Below are 17113 nucleotides of genomic sequence, written 5' to 3'. Positions count from 1 at the left end.
AAGAAAGGATTACGGAAAATATGAGTGAATTATTTAATGTGGCAGATATTTTCGGAGAAAATGTATTCGATGATGCGACTATGCAGGAACGTCTGCCGAAGAAGGTCTACAAGGATCTGAAAAAGATGATTGAGGAAGGCAAGGAACTGGACCTTGCTACAGCGGATGTGATTGCGCATGAGATGAAGGAATGGGCGATTGAGAAGGGCGCAACTCATTACACACACTGGTTCCAGCCGCTTACAGGTGTAACTGCAGAAAAACATGATTCCTTTATTTCCGCACCTATGGAAACCGGAAAAGTGCTGATGAGTTTTTCAGGTAAGGAGCTGATCAAGGGTGAGCCGGATGCTTCTTCCTTCCCGTCAGGAGGACTTCGGGCGACTTTTGAAGCGCGCGGATATACTGCGTGGGACTGCACCTCCCCGGCCTTTGTCCGGAAAGATGCAGCCGGTGCTACTTTGTGTATCCCAACTGCATTCTGTTCCTACACAGGAGAGGCGCTGGATCAGAAAACACCGCTTCTTCGCTCCATGGAAGCGATCAACGAGCAGTCTCTTCGTCTGATCCGCTTATTTGGAAATACAAGGGCGAAGAAGGTAACGCCTTCTGTAGGACCGGAGCAGGAATATTTCCTTGTTGATGCAAAGAAATTTCTGGAAAGAAAGGACCTGATCTATACAGGACGTACCTTGTTTGGCGCAATGCCTCCCAAGGGACAGGAGCTGGACGACCATTATTTTGGAACCATTCGTCAGCGTATTGCCTCATTTATGAAAGATGTCAATGAAGAGCTGTGGAAAATGGGCGTGACATCCAAGACACAGCACAACGAGGTTGCTCCTGCGCAGCATGAACTTGCGCCGATCTACGCTAAGGCGAATGTGGCTGTCGATCACAATCAGCTTGTTATGCAGACCTTAAAGCGGATTGCTTCTGAACACGGAATGAAATGTCTCCTTCATGAAAAACCGTTTGCAGGTGTCAATGGTTCCGGAAAGCATAATAACTGGTCACTGACAACAGATGAGGGCAAAAATCTTCTTGATCCGGGCGAGACTCCTCATGAAAATATTCAGTTCCTCCTTGTGCTCACCTGTATTTTGAAAGCAGTGGACGAACATGCGGCGCTGCTTCGTGAATCAGCCGCCGATCCGGGAAATGATCACAGACTGGGAGCAAACGAGGCGCCTCCGGCTATTATTTCCGTATTTCTCGGAGAGCAGCTGGAGGATGTGCTGGAACAGCTGGTTACCACAGGGGAAGCGACTCACAGCCTTAATACCGGAAAACTGGAAACAGGAGTGCGTACACTGCCGGAGCTGGCGAAGGATACTTCTGACAGAAACCGGACTTCACCATTTGCGTTTACAGGAAATAAATTTGAATTCCGTATGGTAGGATCCAGGGATTCTGTCGCGGGGTCGAACATTGTGCTGAATACAATTGTTGCAGATGCGTTTTCACAGGCATGTGATGTGCTGGAAAAGGCGGATGATTTTGAAAAGGCGGTTCATGATCTCATCAAACAGTATGCAACTGAGCATTACCGCATTGTATTTAATGGGAACGGATATTCTGATGAATGGGTAAAAGAGGCGGAAAGAAGAGGACTTCCTAATATTCGTTCCATGGTAGATGCAATTCCGGCCCTGGTAACAGAGGAAACCATCAGTCTGTTTGAGAAATTCCATGTATTTACCAGAGCAGAACTGGAATCACGTGCAGAGATCAAGTATGAAAATTATGCAAAGGCGATCAATATTGAGGCCCGCACTATGATTGATATGGCCAGCAAACAGATCATACCTGCGATCATCAAATATACGAGATCCCTCGCAGATACAGTCAATTCAGTGAGAGAAGCCGGTGTGGACCCGCAGGTACAGGCTGATCTGTTAAAAGAGATTACCGTACTGCTTGGACAGACGAAAGAAGCGCTGGATGTGCTGAAGAAAGTGACGGAAGAGGCTGCGGCCATGGAAGAAGGAGAAAGACAGGCCAGATATTATCATGATTCTGTCTTCCCGGCGATGGAAGAACTGCGCCGTCCGGTAGATGAGTTGGAAATGATCGTGGATAAAGAAGCATGGCCGATGCCGTCTTATGGTGATTTGCTTTTTGAAGTATAAGGGTGCCGGAAATAGTCAGCGGTATGCAAATACTAAAGTTTAGAAAGATATAAGAAAATAATCATAATCCTGCACTTGGAATTGCGGCAAAGATATGATATTATGACCGCAGGCAGTCAACCTGAAAGGAAGGAATTTGCAGATGACGCGGGAAGAGTTTTTGAAAAAGCTGAAAGAAGCTTTGGAAAATGATTTAAGCGGCCGTATCGTACAGGAAAATGTAAGCTATTATGAATCTTATATTATAGAAGAAATACGAAAAGGGCGTACAGAAAGTGAAGTGATCGAAGAACTGGGAGATCCCTGGATCATTGCCAGGTCTATTATCGATATGGCAGAAGGAGAGCCGGGAACCAGGGAGGCGTACTATGAGTCTGCAAAAAGCAGTTCAAGGCAGGAAAGAAAGGCGGACAGATATGCAGGCGGCATGGGAAATAATGGAAATATTCATGTTTTTTCCATGGACAGTTGGTGGAAAAAACTTCTGGTAATTCTTGGAGTGATAGGAATTTTCCTTATTATTATTGCCGTGATCGGCGGGATTTTCAGCCTGCTGATGCCGATCATTGTGCCAGTCCTTTGCATTGCCCTGATTTTTCGCCTTATCAGCGGGCGAAGACGATGATAAATTTACTGTAATAATGAATAGGCGGCGTTTATGCGCCGCCTATCAGTCTATAATCGAAGCTATAAATATAAAACGAAAAAGTAAAAGACCGATGGGGGAGCCATCGGTCTTTTGAGGGGAGTATAAATAATTAATAAGGGGTTGTAGAAAGTATTCTTTCTACATGACTAAGTATAATATAGGATGGATGAAAAAGCAAGAAAAAAATTAAAAAAAACTTAATAAACAAAAAATCAGAGAAAAATACATAGGAATTCATATTTCGGGGATAATATTGCTGTAACCAATCAAATAGGAGGTAACAAAAATGGCAAAGAATTACAGCAATAATTCAAATGGTATGGGAAATGCAGAGAATGCTTATGAATCAAAGAAAAATGCATACAACAAGAATGCATCCAAGAGTTCTGCATCGTCCAATAAGACTTCCAATAGCCAGAATTGCAGCGACAGCACAGACAGCTATTAGATCGCTCAAAAAAAGAACAGGGTAATTTTAATTGGGGGACGGGGTGTTGAAAAATACCCCGTCCCCCAATTAAAATTACCCTGTCCCCAATTGACAAATTTCTTAAGAAACAATAAGATGATAAGAATAGAACAAAATTTATGGAGATTACTATGGATAAAATAGAACTGATCGCTCCCTGTCATTTTGGTCTGGAAGCAGTATTGAAAAGAGAAATTCAGGCGCTGGGGTATGAGATTTCATCTACAGAAGACGGAAGAGTTTCGTTTTATGGAGATTTGTCCGCGGTCTGCAGGGCAAATATTTTCCTTCGTACTGCGGAAAGAGTGCTGCTGAAAGCAGGAGAGTTTAAAGCGGAAACGTTTGATGAACTGTTTGAGAAAACCAGAGAAATTCCCTGGGAAAATTACATACCTGAAAACGGGAAATTCTGGGTTGCCAAAGCAGCATCGGTTAAAAGTAAGCTTTTCAGCCCGTCTGACATACAGTCCATCATGAAAAAAGCGATTGTAAGAAGGCTGCAGAGTTCCTACCATAAAGAGTGGTTTGAAGAAGACGGCGCCTCTTATCCGCTCCGGGTGTTTTTGAAAAAAGATATGGTGACTGTAGGGATCGATACGTCAGGAATTTCTCTGCATAAGAGAGGATACCGGGAGGTGTCGGGAAAGGCTCCTATCACGGAAACGCTGGCTGCGGCGCTTATTATGCTCACGCCATGGAGGGGAGACAGAATATTGGTGGATCCCTTCTGCGGCAGTGGTACTTTTCCTATCGAAGCCGCGATGATGGCCGCGGATATCGCTCCCGGAATGAACCGTTCTTTTACAGCCGAGGACTGGACGAATCTGCTCCCTAAGAAAATGTGGTATGAGGCAGTGGATGAGGCTGAGAGCAGGATAAAAGCAAATATTGAGACAGATATACAGGGGTATGATATCGATGGTGATGTGATCCGGATCGCGAGAAGAAACGCCAGGGAAGCAGGTGTGGATCACCTGATCCATTTTCAGGAAAGAAATGTCCGCGATCTTAGACATTCCGGAAAATATGGCTTCATTATTACCAATCCTCCTTATGGCGAAAGGCTGGAAGACAAAAAAGATCTGCCGCAGCTGTACCGGACTTTTGGAGAGAGTTTTGCCGGACTGGACACATGGTCTGCCTACATGATCACGAGCTATGAGGATGCACAGAGATATTTTGGCAGAAAAGCAGATAAAAACAGAAAAATTTATAATGGAATGCTGAAAACTTATTTTTATCAGTTTCTGGGGCCGAAGCCGCCAAAGAAAAATAATAGTAGAATGGATGGATGCTAAATGAAAACAATTATATTTGCAACAGGAAATAGAAATAAGATGGAAGAAATCCGGATGATCCTTAAGGATCTTGATGCGGAGATTTTGTCACAAAAAGAGGCGGGAATAGATGCTGATGTAGTGGAGGACGGAACCACATTTGAAGAAAACGCGCTGATCAAAGCAAGAGAAATCCGAAAGATTGCATCAGCTATGGAAAAGTATAAGGAAGCAGTGATCCTGGCGGATGATTCCGGACTTGAGATCGATTATCTGAATAAGGAGCCGGGAATTTATTCTGCAAGATATCTCGGAGAGGATACTTCCTATGATATAAAAAATAATGCTCTGCTTGACAGGCTTGCGGGCGTGCCGGATGAAGACCGGACTGCCCGGTTTGTGTGCGCTATAGCGGCGGCATTTCCGGATGGTACAGAAGAAGTTGTAAGGGGGGCAATGGAAGGGAGGATCGGTTATGAAATTGCAGGAGAACATGGTTTTGGTTATGATCCTATTTTCTTCCTGCCGCAGTATGGATGCACAAGCGCCCAGCTTGATCCGGAAAAGAAAAATGAGTTGAGTCACAGAGGAGAAGGGCTAAGAAAAATGCGTCGGATACTGGAGCAGCGTTAAAACAAAGGAGCCGAAGAGTAAATATGAGGATACTGGTAGTAAGTGATACACATAAATCCCACCGAAATCTGGAGAGGGCATTGGAAGAAACCGGACACATTGATATGATGATCCATCTGGGTGATGTGGAAGGAAAAGAAGACTACATAGAGGCTTTGGCAGACTGTCCGGTGCACATTGTCAGTGGGAATAATGACTTTTTCTCTCAATTGCCATGGGAGGAAGAATTTTTTATCGGGGATCATCATGTATTCATTACGCATGGACACGGATATTTTGTAGGAATGGGCGAGGAGCGTGTAAAGGAAGAGGCCAGAGGACGAGGAGCAGATATTGTCATGTATGGGCACACCCATATGCCTTCGCTGACGATAGAACCTGATCTGGTTACGCTGAACCCGGGCAGTATAGCTTATCCCAGACAGAGGGGTAGAAAACCAAGTTATATTGTAATGCAAATGGATCCTGACGGGAAAATAAACTATGAGATCCGCTATCTCGAATAAAAAGGCTGAAGTGAAAAGTTTATTTCCACTTTGAAAGACGGGAAAAGAAAAGTGGCAATTACTCTTACAAAAATGAGTGATTGCTGCTTTTTCTGTTTTATTAAGTAGAAATAAGTGTTACACTAAATGAAGCAAACAACAGGCTGCTTGAAAAAGACAGGATTTTTAGACATGACAAAAAAGCGGACTTTAGTCGGTATTTTTAAGGGTGTAGGACTAAATTCCACTTGTCGGGGATGGTATTTCCTTTCTTTGACAGCCGCCTGTTGTTTTTGATCAGGTAGTTTTCCTTACTTGTTTCTCTGCTTGAGCAGGTATGGTTTTAAAATGATCTGATCCTTTTCGATTGGATGGATGCCGAAAGCCAGCAGCTTTTCGTACAGATCCTGATACATAAATTCCGTCAGTTCCAACGGACTTTTATTGCCAAGCAGCTCGCAAGGGGAGGAGTTTACGTGGCTGAGGACCAGATTCAGCCTGGACTGGCCGGTCAGCCCGAGTTCCCTCAGATCCGTTCCTTTTGGAAGGATGTAACGGAGTTCTATATGTTTATTCTCCAACGTGCCTTTTTGTCCTGACTGCATGGGATCGCAGTAAAACACCCTTGTCCGTCTTGTGCCATCGTGAGATGCCTCCATGGCTTCGGCGGCAGAAAACTCCGTCCCACGATCAGTTAGTAAAACATGGACATATTTGCGGAACAATTCTGTGCCAAGAATGGATTCCAGTATGTCAATACCTTCCTTCATGGAAGCGGAGGTTTTTTCGTTGCGATATAAAGCGAGAAGGATGCCGGCTCTCACAAATTTAAATGTCTGAAGGAAAGGACCGTTTGTCTCATCGTTATAGACCGTATCCATTTGGACAACAAAGACCTCGGGATGATCGGAGAGATAGGATTGATAATCTTTGTAGGTTCTGCCTTGGAGATACTTTCTGTCGGTGCGTTTCTTATAAGTTTTTGCCTTTTTCTTCGGCAGTTTACGTGATACCTGCCTCCGCAGATCCATGACAGTGATTCCCGCAATCTCGTGGAAAACACCGTTTTCGATATAGTTGTAAAGCGTTTTTTCTGAAATGCCGAGTTCCGGATGGTTTGTAACGATCTGATAGGGAGACTGGCCCTGCTTCAGGAGCGGAGCGATAATAGCAGCCATCTGTTTTGCTTCCTGTACTGTAAGATTGACACCTTCCCGGGAGTCGATCAGAGTAGTGCGGTAATCCATATGGGCATCTTCCGGAGAGTACTGGTATTTATCAAAACGGCAGCGTGACCAGTTGGAACAGCCGTTGCAGGCACCAGGGGAGCGGTCGCGCCTTGAGCAGCGGAAAGGACTGTACTCCGGACAGTCAGGTGTACACTGACGGCCATAGACACATTTTTTATAGTGAGTGCACTCCAGGGGCATCTTACACTTATGGGTAAGAGTCCTGTGAAGTTTGATCTCTTTGCCAACAGTAGACTTATCCTTGCCGATGGTCTGGGCGATGGCCGTTTTCGCGGAGCCGTTCGTAATGCCGGCGAGAATGATACGCCGTTCCTCTAAAGTTAAATGAGAAAAAGAGTTTTGAGTTTTCATAATAGACACCAACCTTTCCGGCGACTGCCTAGCATGAAAAGTGTAAGACTAAATGCTGCATATGGGGAAGTGGAAATGAGTGAAAGACTAAAATCTACTTTTACCTATTCAAAGTGGAAATAAACTTTTCACTTCAGGCTCGAATAAAAAGTGATAAATCCATAAGAATCTTCTTGACAGGAATAGTTAGTTAGTGTATACTAACTTGTGCATGAAAGAATGAACAAAAATTTATAGATAGATTCAGCAAAGGGCTGTTCGCATACAGTCAGGAGGATGAAAAGATATGAATTTATTGGATGCCAAAGAAGGCGAAGAGTATATTGTAAAAGATATTATGTCAGACGATGAAGAATTGAAGTCTTTTTTGTTTTCTTTGGGCTGTTACAGCGGTGAACCCATTACGGTGATCTCACGCTTGAAAGGCGGCTGTGTCGTTTCTATTAAAGATGGGAGATATAATATTGATACTGATTTAGCTCAGGCTATTTCAATATAAAAAATGGTGAACTGGTTCACTGTTTTTTTAAACAAATATGTTAGTTATAGCTAATTAAAATTAGTAAATGCTAATCAAAAGAGTGAAGGAGGAATTTGCATTATGAGGATTGCTTTTGCGGGAAATCCAAACAGTGGAAAGACAACAATGTACAATGCACTGACGGGAAGAAACGAACGTGTGGGAAACTGGGCCGGTGTTACAGTGGAGAAGAAGGAAAGCTCGATCAAAAAAGCTTATTATGATGGGACAGAAGACCTGGTGGCGGTTGACCTTCCGGGAGCCTATTCCATGTCTCCTTTTACTTCGGAAGAAAGTATTACAAGCAGTTATGTAAAAGATGAAAAACCGGATGCTATCATTAATATTGTGGATGCTACAAACTTAAGCAGAAGTCTGTTTTTTACGACGCAGCTTCTGGAGCTGGGTATTCCGGTGGTGGTAGCGCTGAATAAAAGCGATATTACGGCAAAGAAAAAAACAGAGATTGATGAAAGACGTTTGTCTGAAAAACTGGGCTGTCCGGTAGTGAAAACGGTCTCCACTTCTTCCGGTCATGAAGGGCTGAAAGAAGCGGTAAATCAGGCGGCTGCTTTAAAGGGGGCAAAACAGGAGGCACCTTATATACAGGCGGATATCAACCTGAAAGATAAGAATGCGGTGGAAGCTGCTGACAGAAAACGTTTTGAATTTGTAAACGGAATTGTAAAGCAAGTAGAAAAGAGAACCGTTTTTACAAAAGATAAAAATGCACAGGATAAAATTGATGATGTAATTACACATAAAATTGTCGGGATCCCGATTTTTGTCGTTGTTATTTTCCTTGTGTTTTACATATCGCAGACTACACTGGGTACCTGGATCGCCGACTGGCTGGTTGCCTGGATAGAAACCTTCCAGGGCTGGGTCGGAGGACTGATGGAAAATGCCAATCCGCTTCTGCAGGCTTTGCTGGTGGATGGTATCATTGGCGGCGTCGGTGCGGTTGTCGGATTCCTTCCACTGGTAATGGTAATGTATTTTCTTATTGCTCTTTTGGAAGACTGTGGATATATGGCTCGTGCAACTGTAGTGCTTGACCCGATCTTCAAGAGAGTAGGACTTTCCGGAAAATCTGTGATTCCTATGGTAATTGGTACAGGATGTGCGATTCCCGGCGTTATGGCTTCCCGTACGATCCGCAACGAGAGGGAGCGCAGAACAACAGCGATGCTGACGCCGTTTATGCCGTGCGGAGCTAAAATCCCGGTTATTGCTTTATTTGCAGGCGCATTTTTTGCAGATGCCTGGTGGGTATCTGCTACGATGTATCTGGTTGGTATTTTACTGGTTCTTTTAGGAGCGCTGCTTGTTAAGAGGATTACAGGGCAGAAATACCGGAAATCATTCTTTATCATCGAGCTGCCGGAATATAAAATTCCCAGCCTGAAGAGAGCATGTATTTCTATGCTTGAGCGTGGCAAAGCATATATTATAAAAGCCGGAACAATTATTTTAGTGTGCAATACAGTGGTACAGATCATGCAGACATTTAACTGGCAGTTCCAGGTTGTTGAGGAAGGAGCGGCAGATACTTCTATTCTTGCAAGTATTGCGCATCCGTTTGCAGTTCTGTTCATTCCTCTTGGATTTGGGGTGTGGCAGCTTGCAGCGGCAGCTATCACAGGATTTATTGCAAAGGAAAATGTAGTAGGTACTCTGGCAGTTGTCTATGGTGTTACAAATCTGATCGATACAGAAGAATTGGCCCTGGTCGGAAGTGGAAACGAAGTAGCGACGATCATGGGACTTACAAAAGTGGCAGCCCTTGCTTATCTGATGTTCAACTTATATACGCCGCCCTGCTTTGCTGCTCTGGGGGCAATGAACTCGGAGATGAAGAGCGGGAAATGGCTGTTTGGCGGTATTTGTCTTCAGCTTGCAACCGGTTATACAGTAGCGTTCCTTGTATATCAGATCGGTACGCTGGTAACGACCGGTTCTCTGGGAACCGCATTTATTCCAGGTTTGATCGCAGTTCTCGTGTTTGCGGCAATCATTATATGGAGGATTCGCCGGTCAGACAGAGAGTTTGTGGGAGAATACAGTTTGCATGTAGCCAAATAAGTGGCATAATGATAGCGGTGGGCAAGGAGATTTGTCCGCCGCTTGACATTGAAAAAGGAAAGGATGACATTTATGACGAATATTATTGTGATCATTATTCTGGCGGTTGTTATCGGCAGCGCGGTTTCGTATCTGATCAAAGCGAAAAGAAACGGTGTGAAATGTGTCGGATGCCCGGCGGGAGGAAGCTGCTCTGCTGCTAAGATGAAAAAGAAGAAGCTGGACGGTCCGGTGATTGGAAAAAAGACAATAGAAATTACCGGAATGCATTGTGAACATTGTGCGATGAGCGTGACGAAAGCATTAAACCAGATTGACGGCGTCCGGGCTGATGTCAGCCTGTCCAAAGGCAGAGCAGTCATTTCCTATGACCGGGAAGTTGCGGAAGAAGTTTTGAAAAACACAGTGGAAAAGGCGGGCTACAAGGTTTTGGGGATCTCTTAGCAGCTATGGAAAGAGAGTGTTTTTTCGCCCGGAAGCGGAAAAAGAACTGAAAATATGCTTGTGATAAAAAACTAAAAAAAATTGTTGACAATTATTACTTGTTCATATATAATCATTCTTGTGCCACGTAAGTGAGCAGAATAAAATAGACATCGGGGTGTGGCTCAGCTTGGCTAGAGCGCCTGGTTTGGGACCAGGAGGTCGCAGGTTCAAATCCTGTCACCCCGATATTTATGCGGGTGTAGTTCAATGGTAGAACACTAGCCTTCCAAGCTAGATACGTGGGTTCGATTCCCATCACCCGCTTTCTTAAAGCCCTGAAGTGCTTTGAGAAAAATGAGTCTGTAGCTCAGCTGGATAGAGCAACGGCCTTCTAAGCCGTAGGTCGAGGGTTCGAATCCCCCCAGGCTCGCTGGATCAGACTTTTGTCTGATCGACCATAAGCCGTCCATCAAGACGAGCCAAAGGCAGAGTAAGATTGGAAACGGCGAAGTGCGGACAGGTTATGAGAGATATGATCTGATCATATAATCTCAGCGCCGAGTCAGTCCATATTGTCTTGGATCAGGTCTGGCAGATGGAGAACATAGGATATGGTGGGTATAGCGCAGTTGGTTAGCGCGCCAGATTGTGGCTCTGGAGGCCCAGGGTTCGAATCCCTGTATCCACCTTAACCCGAAAGGGCTATTGGGCTATCGCCAAGCGGTAAGGCACAGGACTTTGACTCCTGCATTCGTTGGTTCGAATCCAACTAGCCCAGTTTTATACGGGCGTGTAGCTCAGGTGGTAGAGCACTTGACTTTTAATCAAGTTGTCCGGGGTTCGAATCCCCGCACGCTCATTATTAAAAAACAGCGGAAAGCCAATCGAAAGGCTTTCCGCTGTTTTTTGAACGTGCGGCGTTAACCTTCGGGAAGAAAGCTGTCCCTCTCAGTTGCCTGGGTAAATATAAATTAAATTATGTTAAATCTAAATCAAATTATTACTTGACAAAGGATGGATGGGTGCGTAAACTATTATCTGCAGGCTTTAGCGGTTTGCTATATAGAAACTTTTATTATTATGCGGATGTGGCGGAACTGGCAGACGCGCTAGACTTAGGATCTAGTACTTCGGTGTGCAGGTTCGATTCCTGTCATCCGCATTTTTTATTTGAGAGGAAAGTTCGCAGCAAGGTTTCCCTGTGAAACAAAAAGCCTTCCAGCCGGGAGAGAGTGAAATGTATAGCAGATTTTGTAAGATAATTCTTGCCTTATGTATGATATATATTAGTGTTTTTGTGTCCTTGGAAATTCCGGTACAGAGCCTGGAATATTCGGTGGCGGATGAACAGAAACAGGAGGTTGTTGCCTCAAAGACAGGAAAGCATATTGATTTTCAGAGTATGGATTCCTGGGATTTTCTGCAGCACCAGGCGGTTCTTAAGGTAGAGTGCGGCCGGAGAATGAAGGCCGGTTTATCTAAAATATCTGTATTATTCTGTCTGATTTTCTTTGCATCAGCAGTCTTTTTTGCGTGGGCTTTTCTGAAAAAAGTTTATGGAGCATATTTGCAGTCTTATTTTTATCCTTTGGCACGTTTCTTGTGCGATTTAGTTATCCAACAGAAAAAAGACGGAAAAAAACGCGCTGCTTTCATTTGATCGAAGTATATTGCGTATGTTTCAAAAAGAAAGCAGGTGGAAAATTGAATAATGACAGTTTTTTTCGGCGGCAGCCTCCGGGCCGCCTTATTACTGCAGGCTTTGCAGCGGTGATCCTTGTCGGGGCGCTGCTTCTTTGTATGCCGTTTTCTGTCAGAAGCGGGGCAGAAGTTTCTTTTATTGACGCTTTGTTTACATCTACCAGTGCAGTCTGCGTGACCGGACTGATCGCTATAGATACGGCGGATCATTTTACGGCATTCGGACAGGGGCTTGTGGCCGTTCTGATCCAGATAGGAGGTCTGGGCGTAAGTTCCGTAGGTGTAGGTCTGATGCTGGCTGCCGGCAAACGAGTGAGTATCAAGAGCAGGCTTTTGGTAAAGGAAGCTTTGAATATTGATAATTATCGGGGGATCGTACGTTTGGTTAAGGCGGTGCTGTTTATGACAGTGAGTTTTGAAGCGGTGGGAGCGCTGCTTAGTTTTCTTGTCTTTTCACGGGATTATGAACCGCTTCATGCAGCCGGGATCAGCATTTTTCATTCAGTGGCTGCCTTTAATAATTCCGGATTTGATATTTTGGGAGGATTAAGAAATCTGATTCCTTATCAGGAAAATATTCTGCTGAATTTCACTACCAGTTTTCTGATCCTGGCAGGAGGGCTCGGCTTCCTTGTAATCTTGGATATTGGGCGGCATCGCCGTTTTAAACTATTATCATTTCATTCCAAGATCGTGATTGTTACCAGTGCAGTGTTGGTGGCGGCAGGAATGTTTCTTTTAAAGTGGACAGAAGATATTTCATGGCTTGGAGCGTTTTTTCAGAGCGTTTCGGCGAGGACAGCAGGCTTTTCTACGTATCCTATCGGTACTTTCAGCAATGCAGGCTTGTTTGTACTTTGTATCCTTATGTTTATAGGGGCCTCTCCGGGATCGACAGGAGGAGGAATAAAAACCAGTACGTTTTTTGTTATGATACAGGCAGCAAGAAGTGCATGTACGAAACGAAATGTCAGCGCTTTTCACAGAGAAATCTCTCAGAAAAACGTTTCTAAAGCATGTATGATCACCGTTCTGTCTATAACAGTTGTCTGCATCGCTACATTTTTCATGTGCATATTGGAACCGGACTGCAGCTTTATCCAGATATTTTTTGAGGTAGTTTCCGCTTTCGGTACAGTGGGTCTGTCCACTGGCATTACGCCGGAACTTTGTACGGCGGGCAAGCTGGTGATCATTTCGGTCATGTTTATCGGAAGACTGGGAGCATTCACCTTACTGACTATGTGGATCAGTCGTCCGGAATCTGCAATACGCTATTCCGAAGAAAGCATTGCTATCGGATAAAGAGATTGGGAAAGGCAGAAATAAAGTAGAAAGGAATCAAGGCGGATGATGAAGAAAAGAAAAACAACAGCTACATATGGAGTGATCGGACTGGGACGGTTTGGAACAGCTCTGGCTGTTACACTGGCGCAGTCGGATAATGAAGTGATCGTGATCGACAGAGAAGAAAGTACGATCAGAGAGATGAGGCAATATACAGAGTATGCGTTTGTATCGGATGATCTTAGCATGGAAACTCTGGAAGAGGCGGGGATCCAGAATTGTGATGTGGTAATTGTCTGCATCGGAGAAAAAGTAGATGTCAGCGTCCTGACTACAATGAGTGTCATTGAAATGGGTGTGCCTCGTGTGATCGCAAAGGCTCTTTCAGCAGAACAGGGAGCGGTATTGAAGAAATTGGGGGCTGAAGTAGTATACCCGGAAAGAGATATGGCGCTTCGTCTGGGGAGAAGACTTTTGTCAGGTAATTTTTTGGAGTATGTTTCTCTGGATGACAGTGTGGAGATTCGCCAGATCAGGATTTCCGGAAAACTGGCAGGCCGCAGTATAGAAGAGATAAAGCTGCGTCAGAAGCACGGATTGAATATTATTGCGATTGAGAGAGAAAATAAAACAATCATTGAATTTGAGCCGGAATATCGACTGGATGAGTCAGATATTATTGTAGTAATCGGGAAAGTTGATAATATTAACAACTTTGAGAGAAATATATAAATGTAATTGGAAGGGGAAAATATGGAAATTTCATTTGGATACTTCTGGACGGGAATCACAGGAAGTCCTGTGCTGGCAGTGACGATACTGCTTACATTAGGAGTTATTTTTGTAAATGGCTGGACAGATGCTCCCAATGCGATCGCAACCTGTGTGGCAACCCGGTGTCTTCGGGCAAGGACAGCGATATGGATGAGTGCATTTTTTAATTTTCTTGGGGTATTTGTGATGACCCAGATCAACAGTTCAGTAGCATCAACGATCAGTAATATGGTGGATTTCGGTAACCAGACTCATGAGGCTCTCATCGGGCTGTGTGCTGCACTTTTGTCTATAGTGATATATAGTGTGGGAGCTTCCTGTTTCGGTATACCTACCAGTGAAAGCCACAGTCTGATTGCCGGACTTTCAGGTGCGGCGATCGCCATTCACCATGGAGTGGAAGGGATCAACGGTGCAGAGTGGATCAAGGTCATATACGGTCTGGTACTCAGTCTTGCTTTGGGATTTGCTACAGGGTGGATCATATGCAGACTGATCACGGTATTGTTCCGGAATATGGAAAGAAGCCGGGCAAATCGTTTTTTCGGCGGCGCACAGATTGTAGGAGCTGCAGCCATGAGCTTTATGCACGGGGCGCAAGACGGACAGAAGTTTATCGGTGTTCTGTTTCTGGGGATTGCGTTTTACAATGGCAGTTCATCGGTAAGCGGGATGGAGATACCGGTGTGGCTTATGCTCCTTTGCAGTATTGTTATGGCAATGGGAACAAGTGTAGGCGGAGAGAAAATTATTAAATCAGTAGGAATGGATATGGTGAAGCTGGACAGATACCAGGGCTTTTCGGCAGACCTTGCAGGGGCGCTGTGTCTTTTGTATTCCAGTCTGTTTGGAATCCCGGTATCCACGACCCACACAAAAACAAGTGCGATTATGGGTGTGGGCGCAGTAAAACGTCTGTCTGCCATTAATTTCAATATTGTAAAGGAGATGATGCTGACCTGGGTATTTACCTTCCCGGGATGCGGCTTGATCAGCTTTATAATGGCAAAACTATTTATGGTGATTTTATAGAAGAAGCAGATAAGGAGAAGAAAAATGTCAAAGAAACAGGATTTATTTTATTTTGAAAATTTTATAGAGTGTACGGAGCTTTCCTGCAGGGCGGCACATTTTCTGAAGGAAACTTTAACAGATTTCCGGTCGGATGAGATGGAGAAAAATCTGGATCTTCTTCATGCTATAGAGCATGAGGCAGATGAAAAAAAACATCAGATGACGGACAAGCTGGCAAAAGCGTTTATCACACCGATCGAGAGAGAAGATATTGTCTCTCTTAGCTATAATATTGATGAGCTGACGGATAAGATTGAAGAAGTCTTTATCAGGATTTACATCAACAATATCAGAGAGATAAGGGAAGACGCGTTGAAAATGCTGGATCTCATTATCAAGTGCAGCGAGGAGGTGCGCTGCCTTTTACAGGAGTTTGCAGATTTCAGGCATTCCAAAAAATTAAAAGAAAGTATTATACAGATCAATTTCTATGAGGAGCAGACAGATAAAGCATATATTGACAGTATGAGAAGGCTTCACACAGAAGAAAATGATGTGAGGGATGTGATTGCCTGGAGGGAAATTTATACTTATCTGGAGAAATGTGCAGATGAATGCGAGCATATTGCAGATGTAGTGGAAAGTGTAGTGATGAAAAATTCATAACAGATAATTTTTCCCGGGAAAACGGGTGAAAAAAAGAGAGATATATGTTAAAATTAAAAGTCACAGTAAAACAGCAAACAGGAAAGGACGATCATATTATGAAGATTCTGATTGCATCAGATATACATGGCAGCGCGTATTACTGCAGGCTTTTGTTGGAACGGTACCGTGAGGAAAAAGCGGACAAGCTGCTTCTTCTCGGTGATATCCTCTATCATGGCCCGAGAAATGACCTGCCCAGGGATTATGCTCCCAAGGAAGTACTTGCTATGCTGAACGAAATAAAAGAAGAAATTCTCTGTGTCAGAGGAAACTGCGACACAGAGGTGGATCAGATGGTGCTGGAATTTCCCATTCTTGCAGAGTATTGTATTCTGTATGATGAGGGCAGAATGATCTTTGCCACTCACGGACATCAGCATAATGTAAAGAATCCTCCCATGCTGAAAAGAGGAGATATTCTCCTGCACGGCCACACTCACGTGCCGGTATTGGAAGAATTTGGCGGGAAATACTACATCAATCCGGGTTCCGTATCTATTCCGAAGGAGAACAGTCCGCACAGCTATATGATACTTGAGAATGGAAGTTTTACCTGGAAAACGGTGGAAGAAGGAGAGGAATACAGATATGCTGGAAGTAAAGAACTTAACATTTAAGGTCAATGAAAATGGCGTAGAGAGGAGCATTGTAAAGGACATCAGTTTCACAGTGGAGAATGGAGAGATGCTGGTGATCACAGGCCCGAACGGCGGAGGAAAATCTACGCTTGCCAAGGTTCTGATGGGGATTGAGAAAGCGGACGCGGGACAGATCCTTCTGGATGGCGAGGATATTTCCGAATACGATATCGATCATCGTGCCAAAGCGGGAATCGGATTTGCTTTTCAGCAGCCGCCAAGATTTAAGGGGATGACGGTAAATAAACTTCTTTCTTTGGCGGCAGGCGAGACATTGCCGGAGCACGTTTGCTGTAAAATGTTAAGTGGAGTGGGACTGTGCGCGAAAGAATATCTGAACCGGGAAATTGACGGGACTTTGTCCGGAGGAGAGATGAAACGTCTGGAGATCGCGACAGTGCTTGCAAAAAGTCATAAGCTCTGTATTTTTGACGAGCCGGAGGCCGGCATTGATCTTTGGAGCTTTTCCATGCTTGTACAGCAGTTTGAGAGAATCCATAAAAAGAAAGATCAAATGCTGATGCTGATTTCCCATCAGGAGAGAATTATACGGATGGCAGACAGGATCATGGTGATTGAAGATGGAACGATCAAAAAGATCGGGCCAAGAGAAGAAGTTCTTCCGACACTTTTGACAGATGGAGCCGGTTGTGCCTGCATGGAACAGGAAATGTAAAGGATCCGTTAAGGCAGACGAAAGAAGGGAGCAGATGG

General features: G+C 44.3%; 17 protein-coding genes and 7 tRNA genes. 23 read left to right on the top strand and 1 reads right to left on the bottom strand.

What is annotated here, in order from left to right; genetic code table 11:
* Positions 1 to 20: 20 nt before the first annotated feature.
* From R2J37_RS14020 to R2J37_RS13995, 6 genes are all read left to right on the top strand, one after another.
* Complete coding sequence (locus tag R2J37_RS14020) at positions 21 to 2132, top strand: glutamine synthetase III family protein (RefSeq protein ID WP_316265645.1); 2112 nt, start codon at positions 21 to 23, stop codon at positions 2130 to 2132.
* A 142-nt stretch (positions 2133 to 2274) separates the two neighbouring features.
* Positions 2275 to 2757 (top strand): DUF1700 domain-containing protein, encoded by a 483-nt coding sequence (locus R2J37_RS14015; protein ID WP_230105118.1) that lies wholly within the window; start codon positions 2275 to 2277, stop codon positions 2755 to 2757.
* Positions 2758 to 3067: 310 nt separating this feature from the next.
* On the top strand, positions 3068 to 3229 hold the full coding sequence (locus tag R2J37_RS14010; RefSeq protein ID WP_316265643.1) for a hypothetical protein: 162 nt from the start codon (positions 3068 to 3070) through the stop codon (positions 3227 to 3229).
* 152 nt (positions 3230 to 3381) lie between these two features.
* Positions 3382 to 4548, top strand: coding sequence for a THUMP domain-containing class I SAM-dependent RNA methyltransferase (locus tag R2J37_RS14005; RefSeq protein WP_316265641.1), 1167 nt, complete (start codon positions 3382 to 3384; stop codon positions 4546 to 4548).
* On the top strand, positions 4549 to 5160 hold the full coding sequence (gene rdgB, locus R2J37_RS14000; RefSeq protein WP_316265639.1) for an RdgB/HAM1 family non-canonical purine NTP pyrophosphatase: 612 nt from the start codon (positions 4549 to 4551) through the stop codon (positions 5158 to 5160).
* A gap of 23 nt (positions 5161 to 5183) precedes the next feature.
* Positions 5184 to 5666: a metallophosphoesterase family protein gene (locus R2J37_RS13995; RefSeq protein ID WP_316265637.1), complete on the top strand. Its 483-nt coding sequence runs from the start codon at positions 5184 to 5186 to the stop codon at positions 5664 to 5666.
* A 290-nt stretch (positions 5667 to 5956) separates the two neighbouring features.
* Here the strand turns inward: R2J37_RS13995 and R2J37_RS13990 are convergent, their stop codons facing one another.
* Positions 5957 to 7246 (bottom strand): IS30 family transposase, encoded by a 1290-nt coding sequence (locus R2J37_RS13990; RefSeq protein ID WP_316265635.1) that lies wholly within the window; start codon positions 7244 to 7246, stop codon positions 5957 to 5959.
* A 286-nt stretch (positions 7247 to 7532) separates the two neighbouring features.
* Here R2J37_RS13990 and R2J37_RS13985 point away from each other — a divergent pair, with 286 nt between their 5' ends.
* The 17 genes from R2J37_RS13985 (at position 7533) to R2J37_RS13905 (ending at position 17075) form a co-directional block, all read left to right on the top strand.
* The gene (locus tag R2J37_RS13985) at positions 7533 to 7745 is read left to right on the top strand and encodes a FeoA family protein (RefSeq protein ID WP_230105123.1); all 213 of its coding nucleotides are present in this window, start codon (positions 7533 to 7535) and stop codon (positions 7743 to 7745) included.
* Positions 7746 to 7847: 102 nt separating this feature from the next.
* Entirely contained in the window at positions 7848 to 9851 is a 2004-nt protein-coding gene (gene feoB, locus R2J37_RS13980) for a ferrous iron transport protein B (protein WP_316265633.1), read from the top strand.
* 72 nt (positions 9852 to 9923) lie between these two features.
* Positions 9924 to 10295, top strand: coding sequence for a heavy-metal-associated domain-containing protein (locus tag R2J37_RS13975; RefSeq protein ID WP_256193012.1), 372 nt, complete (start codon positions 9924 to 9926; stop codon positions 10293 to 10295).
* Positions 10296 to 10448: 153 nt separating this feature from the next.
* A tRNA-Pro gene (locus tag R2J37_RS13970) sits at positions 10449 to 10523 on the top strand.
* Between the two features lie 7 nt (positions 10524 to 10530).
* Positions 10531 to 10601 (top strand) — tRNA-Gly (locus R2J37_RS13965).
* Positions 10602 to 10633: 32 nt separating this feature from the next.
* Positions 10634 to 10707 (top strand) — tRNA-Arg (locus tag R2J37_RS13960).
* Positions 10708 to 10891: 184 nt separating this feature from the next.
* A tRNA-His gene (locus R2J37_RS13955) sits at positions 10892 to 10965 on the top strand.
* Between the two features lie 18 nt (positions 10966 to 10983).
* Positions 10984 to 11055, top strand: a tRNA-Gln gene (locus tag R2J37_RS13950).
* Between the two features lie 8 nt (positions 11056 to 11063).
* Positions 11064 to 11136, top strand: a tRNA-Lys gene (locus R2J37_RS13945).
* A 223-nt stretch (positions 11137 to 11359) separates the two neighbouring features.
* Positions 11360 to 11439, top strand: a tRNA-Leu gene (locus tag R2J37_RS13940).
* Positions 11440 to 11514: 75 nt separating this feature from the next.
* Positions 11515 to 11937, top strand: a complete 423-nt coding sequence (locus R2J37_RS13935; RefSeq protein ID WP_256193013.1) for a hypothetical protein — start codon at positions 11515 to 11517, stop codon at positions 11935 to 11937.
* Positions 11938 to 11981: 44 nt separating this feature from the next.
* Positions 11982 to 13283: a TrkH family potassium uptake protein gene (locus R2J37_RS13930; RefSeq protein WP_316265629.1), complete on the top strand. Its 1302-nt coding sequence runs from the start codon at positions 11982 to 11984 to the stop codon at positions 13281 to 13283.
* Positions 13284 to 13331: 48 nt separating this feature from the next.
* A complete protein-coding gene (locus tag R2J37_RS13925) occupies positions 13332 to 13997 on the top strand; it encodes a potassium channel family protein (RefSeq protein WP_230107581.1) in 666 nt (221 codons plus the stop codon).
* 21 nt (positions 13998 to 14018) lie between these two features.
* Complete coding sequence (locus R2J37_RS13920) at positions 14019 to 15071, top strand: inorganic phosphate transporter (RefSeq protein WP_256193014.1); 1053 nt, start codon at positions 14019 to 14021, stop codon at positions 15069 to 15071.
* Between the two features lie 24 nt (positions 15072 to 15095).
* On the top strand, positions 15096 to 15719 hold the full coding sequence (locus tag R2J37_RS13915; protein WP_230105128.1) for a DUF47 domain-containing protein: 624 nt from the start codon (positions 15096 to 15098) through the stop codon (positions 15717 to 15719).
* Between the two features lie 98 nt (positions 15720 to 15817).
* Positions 15818 to 16378, top strand: coding sequence for a phosphodiesterase (yfcE, locus tag R2J37_RS13910; RefSeq protein WP_230107582.1), 561 nt, complete (start codon positions 15818 to 15820; stop codon positions 16376 to 16378).
* On the top strand, positions 16350 to 17075 hold the full coding sequence (locus R2J37_RS13905) for an ABC transporter ATP-binding protein (protein WP_230105129.1): 726 nt from the start codon (positions 16350 to 16352) through the stop codon (positions 17073 to 17075). The genes yfcE and R2J37_RS13905 overlap by 29 nt, the downstream gene beginning before the upstream one ends.
* The last annotated feature ends 38 nt before the right edge of the window (positions 17076 to 17113 follow it).

The sequence above is a fragment of the Claveliimonas bilis genome (assembly GCF_030296775.1).
GTDB classification, from domain to species: domain Bacteria; phylum Bacillota; class Clostridia; order Lachnospirales; family Lachnospiraceae; genus Claveliimonas; species Claveliimonas bilis.
The sequence above is the reverse complement of the archived record's forward strand: the minus strand, read 5'-3'. Positions and strand labels throughout refer to the sequence as shown.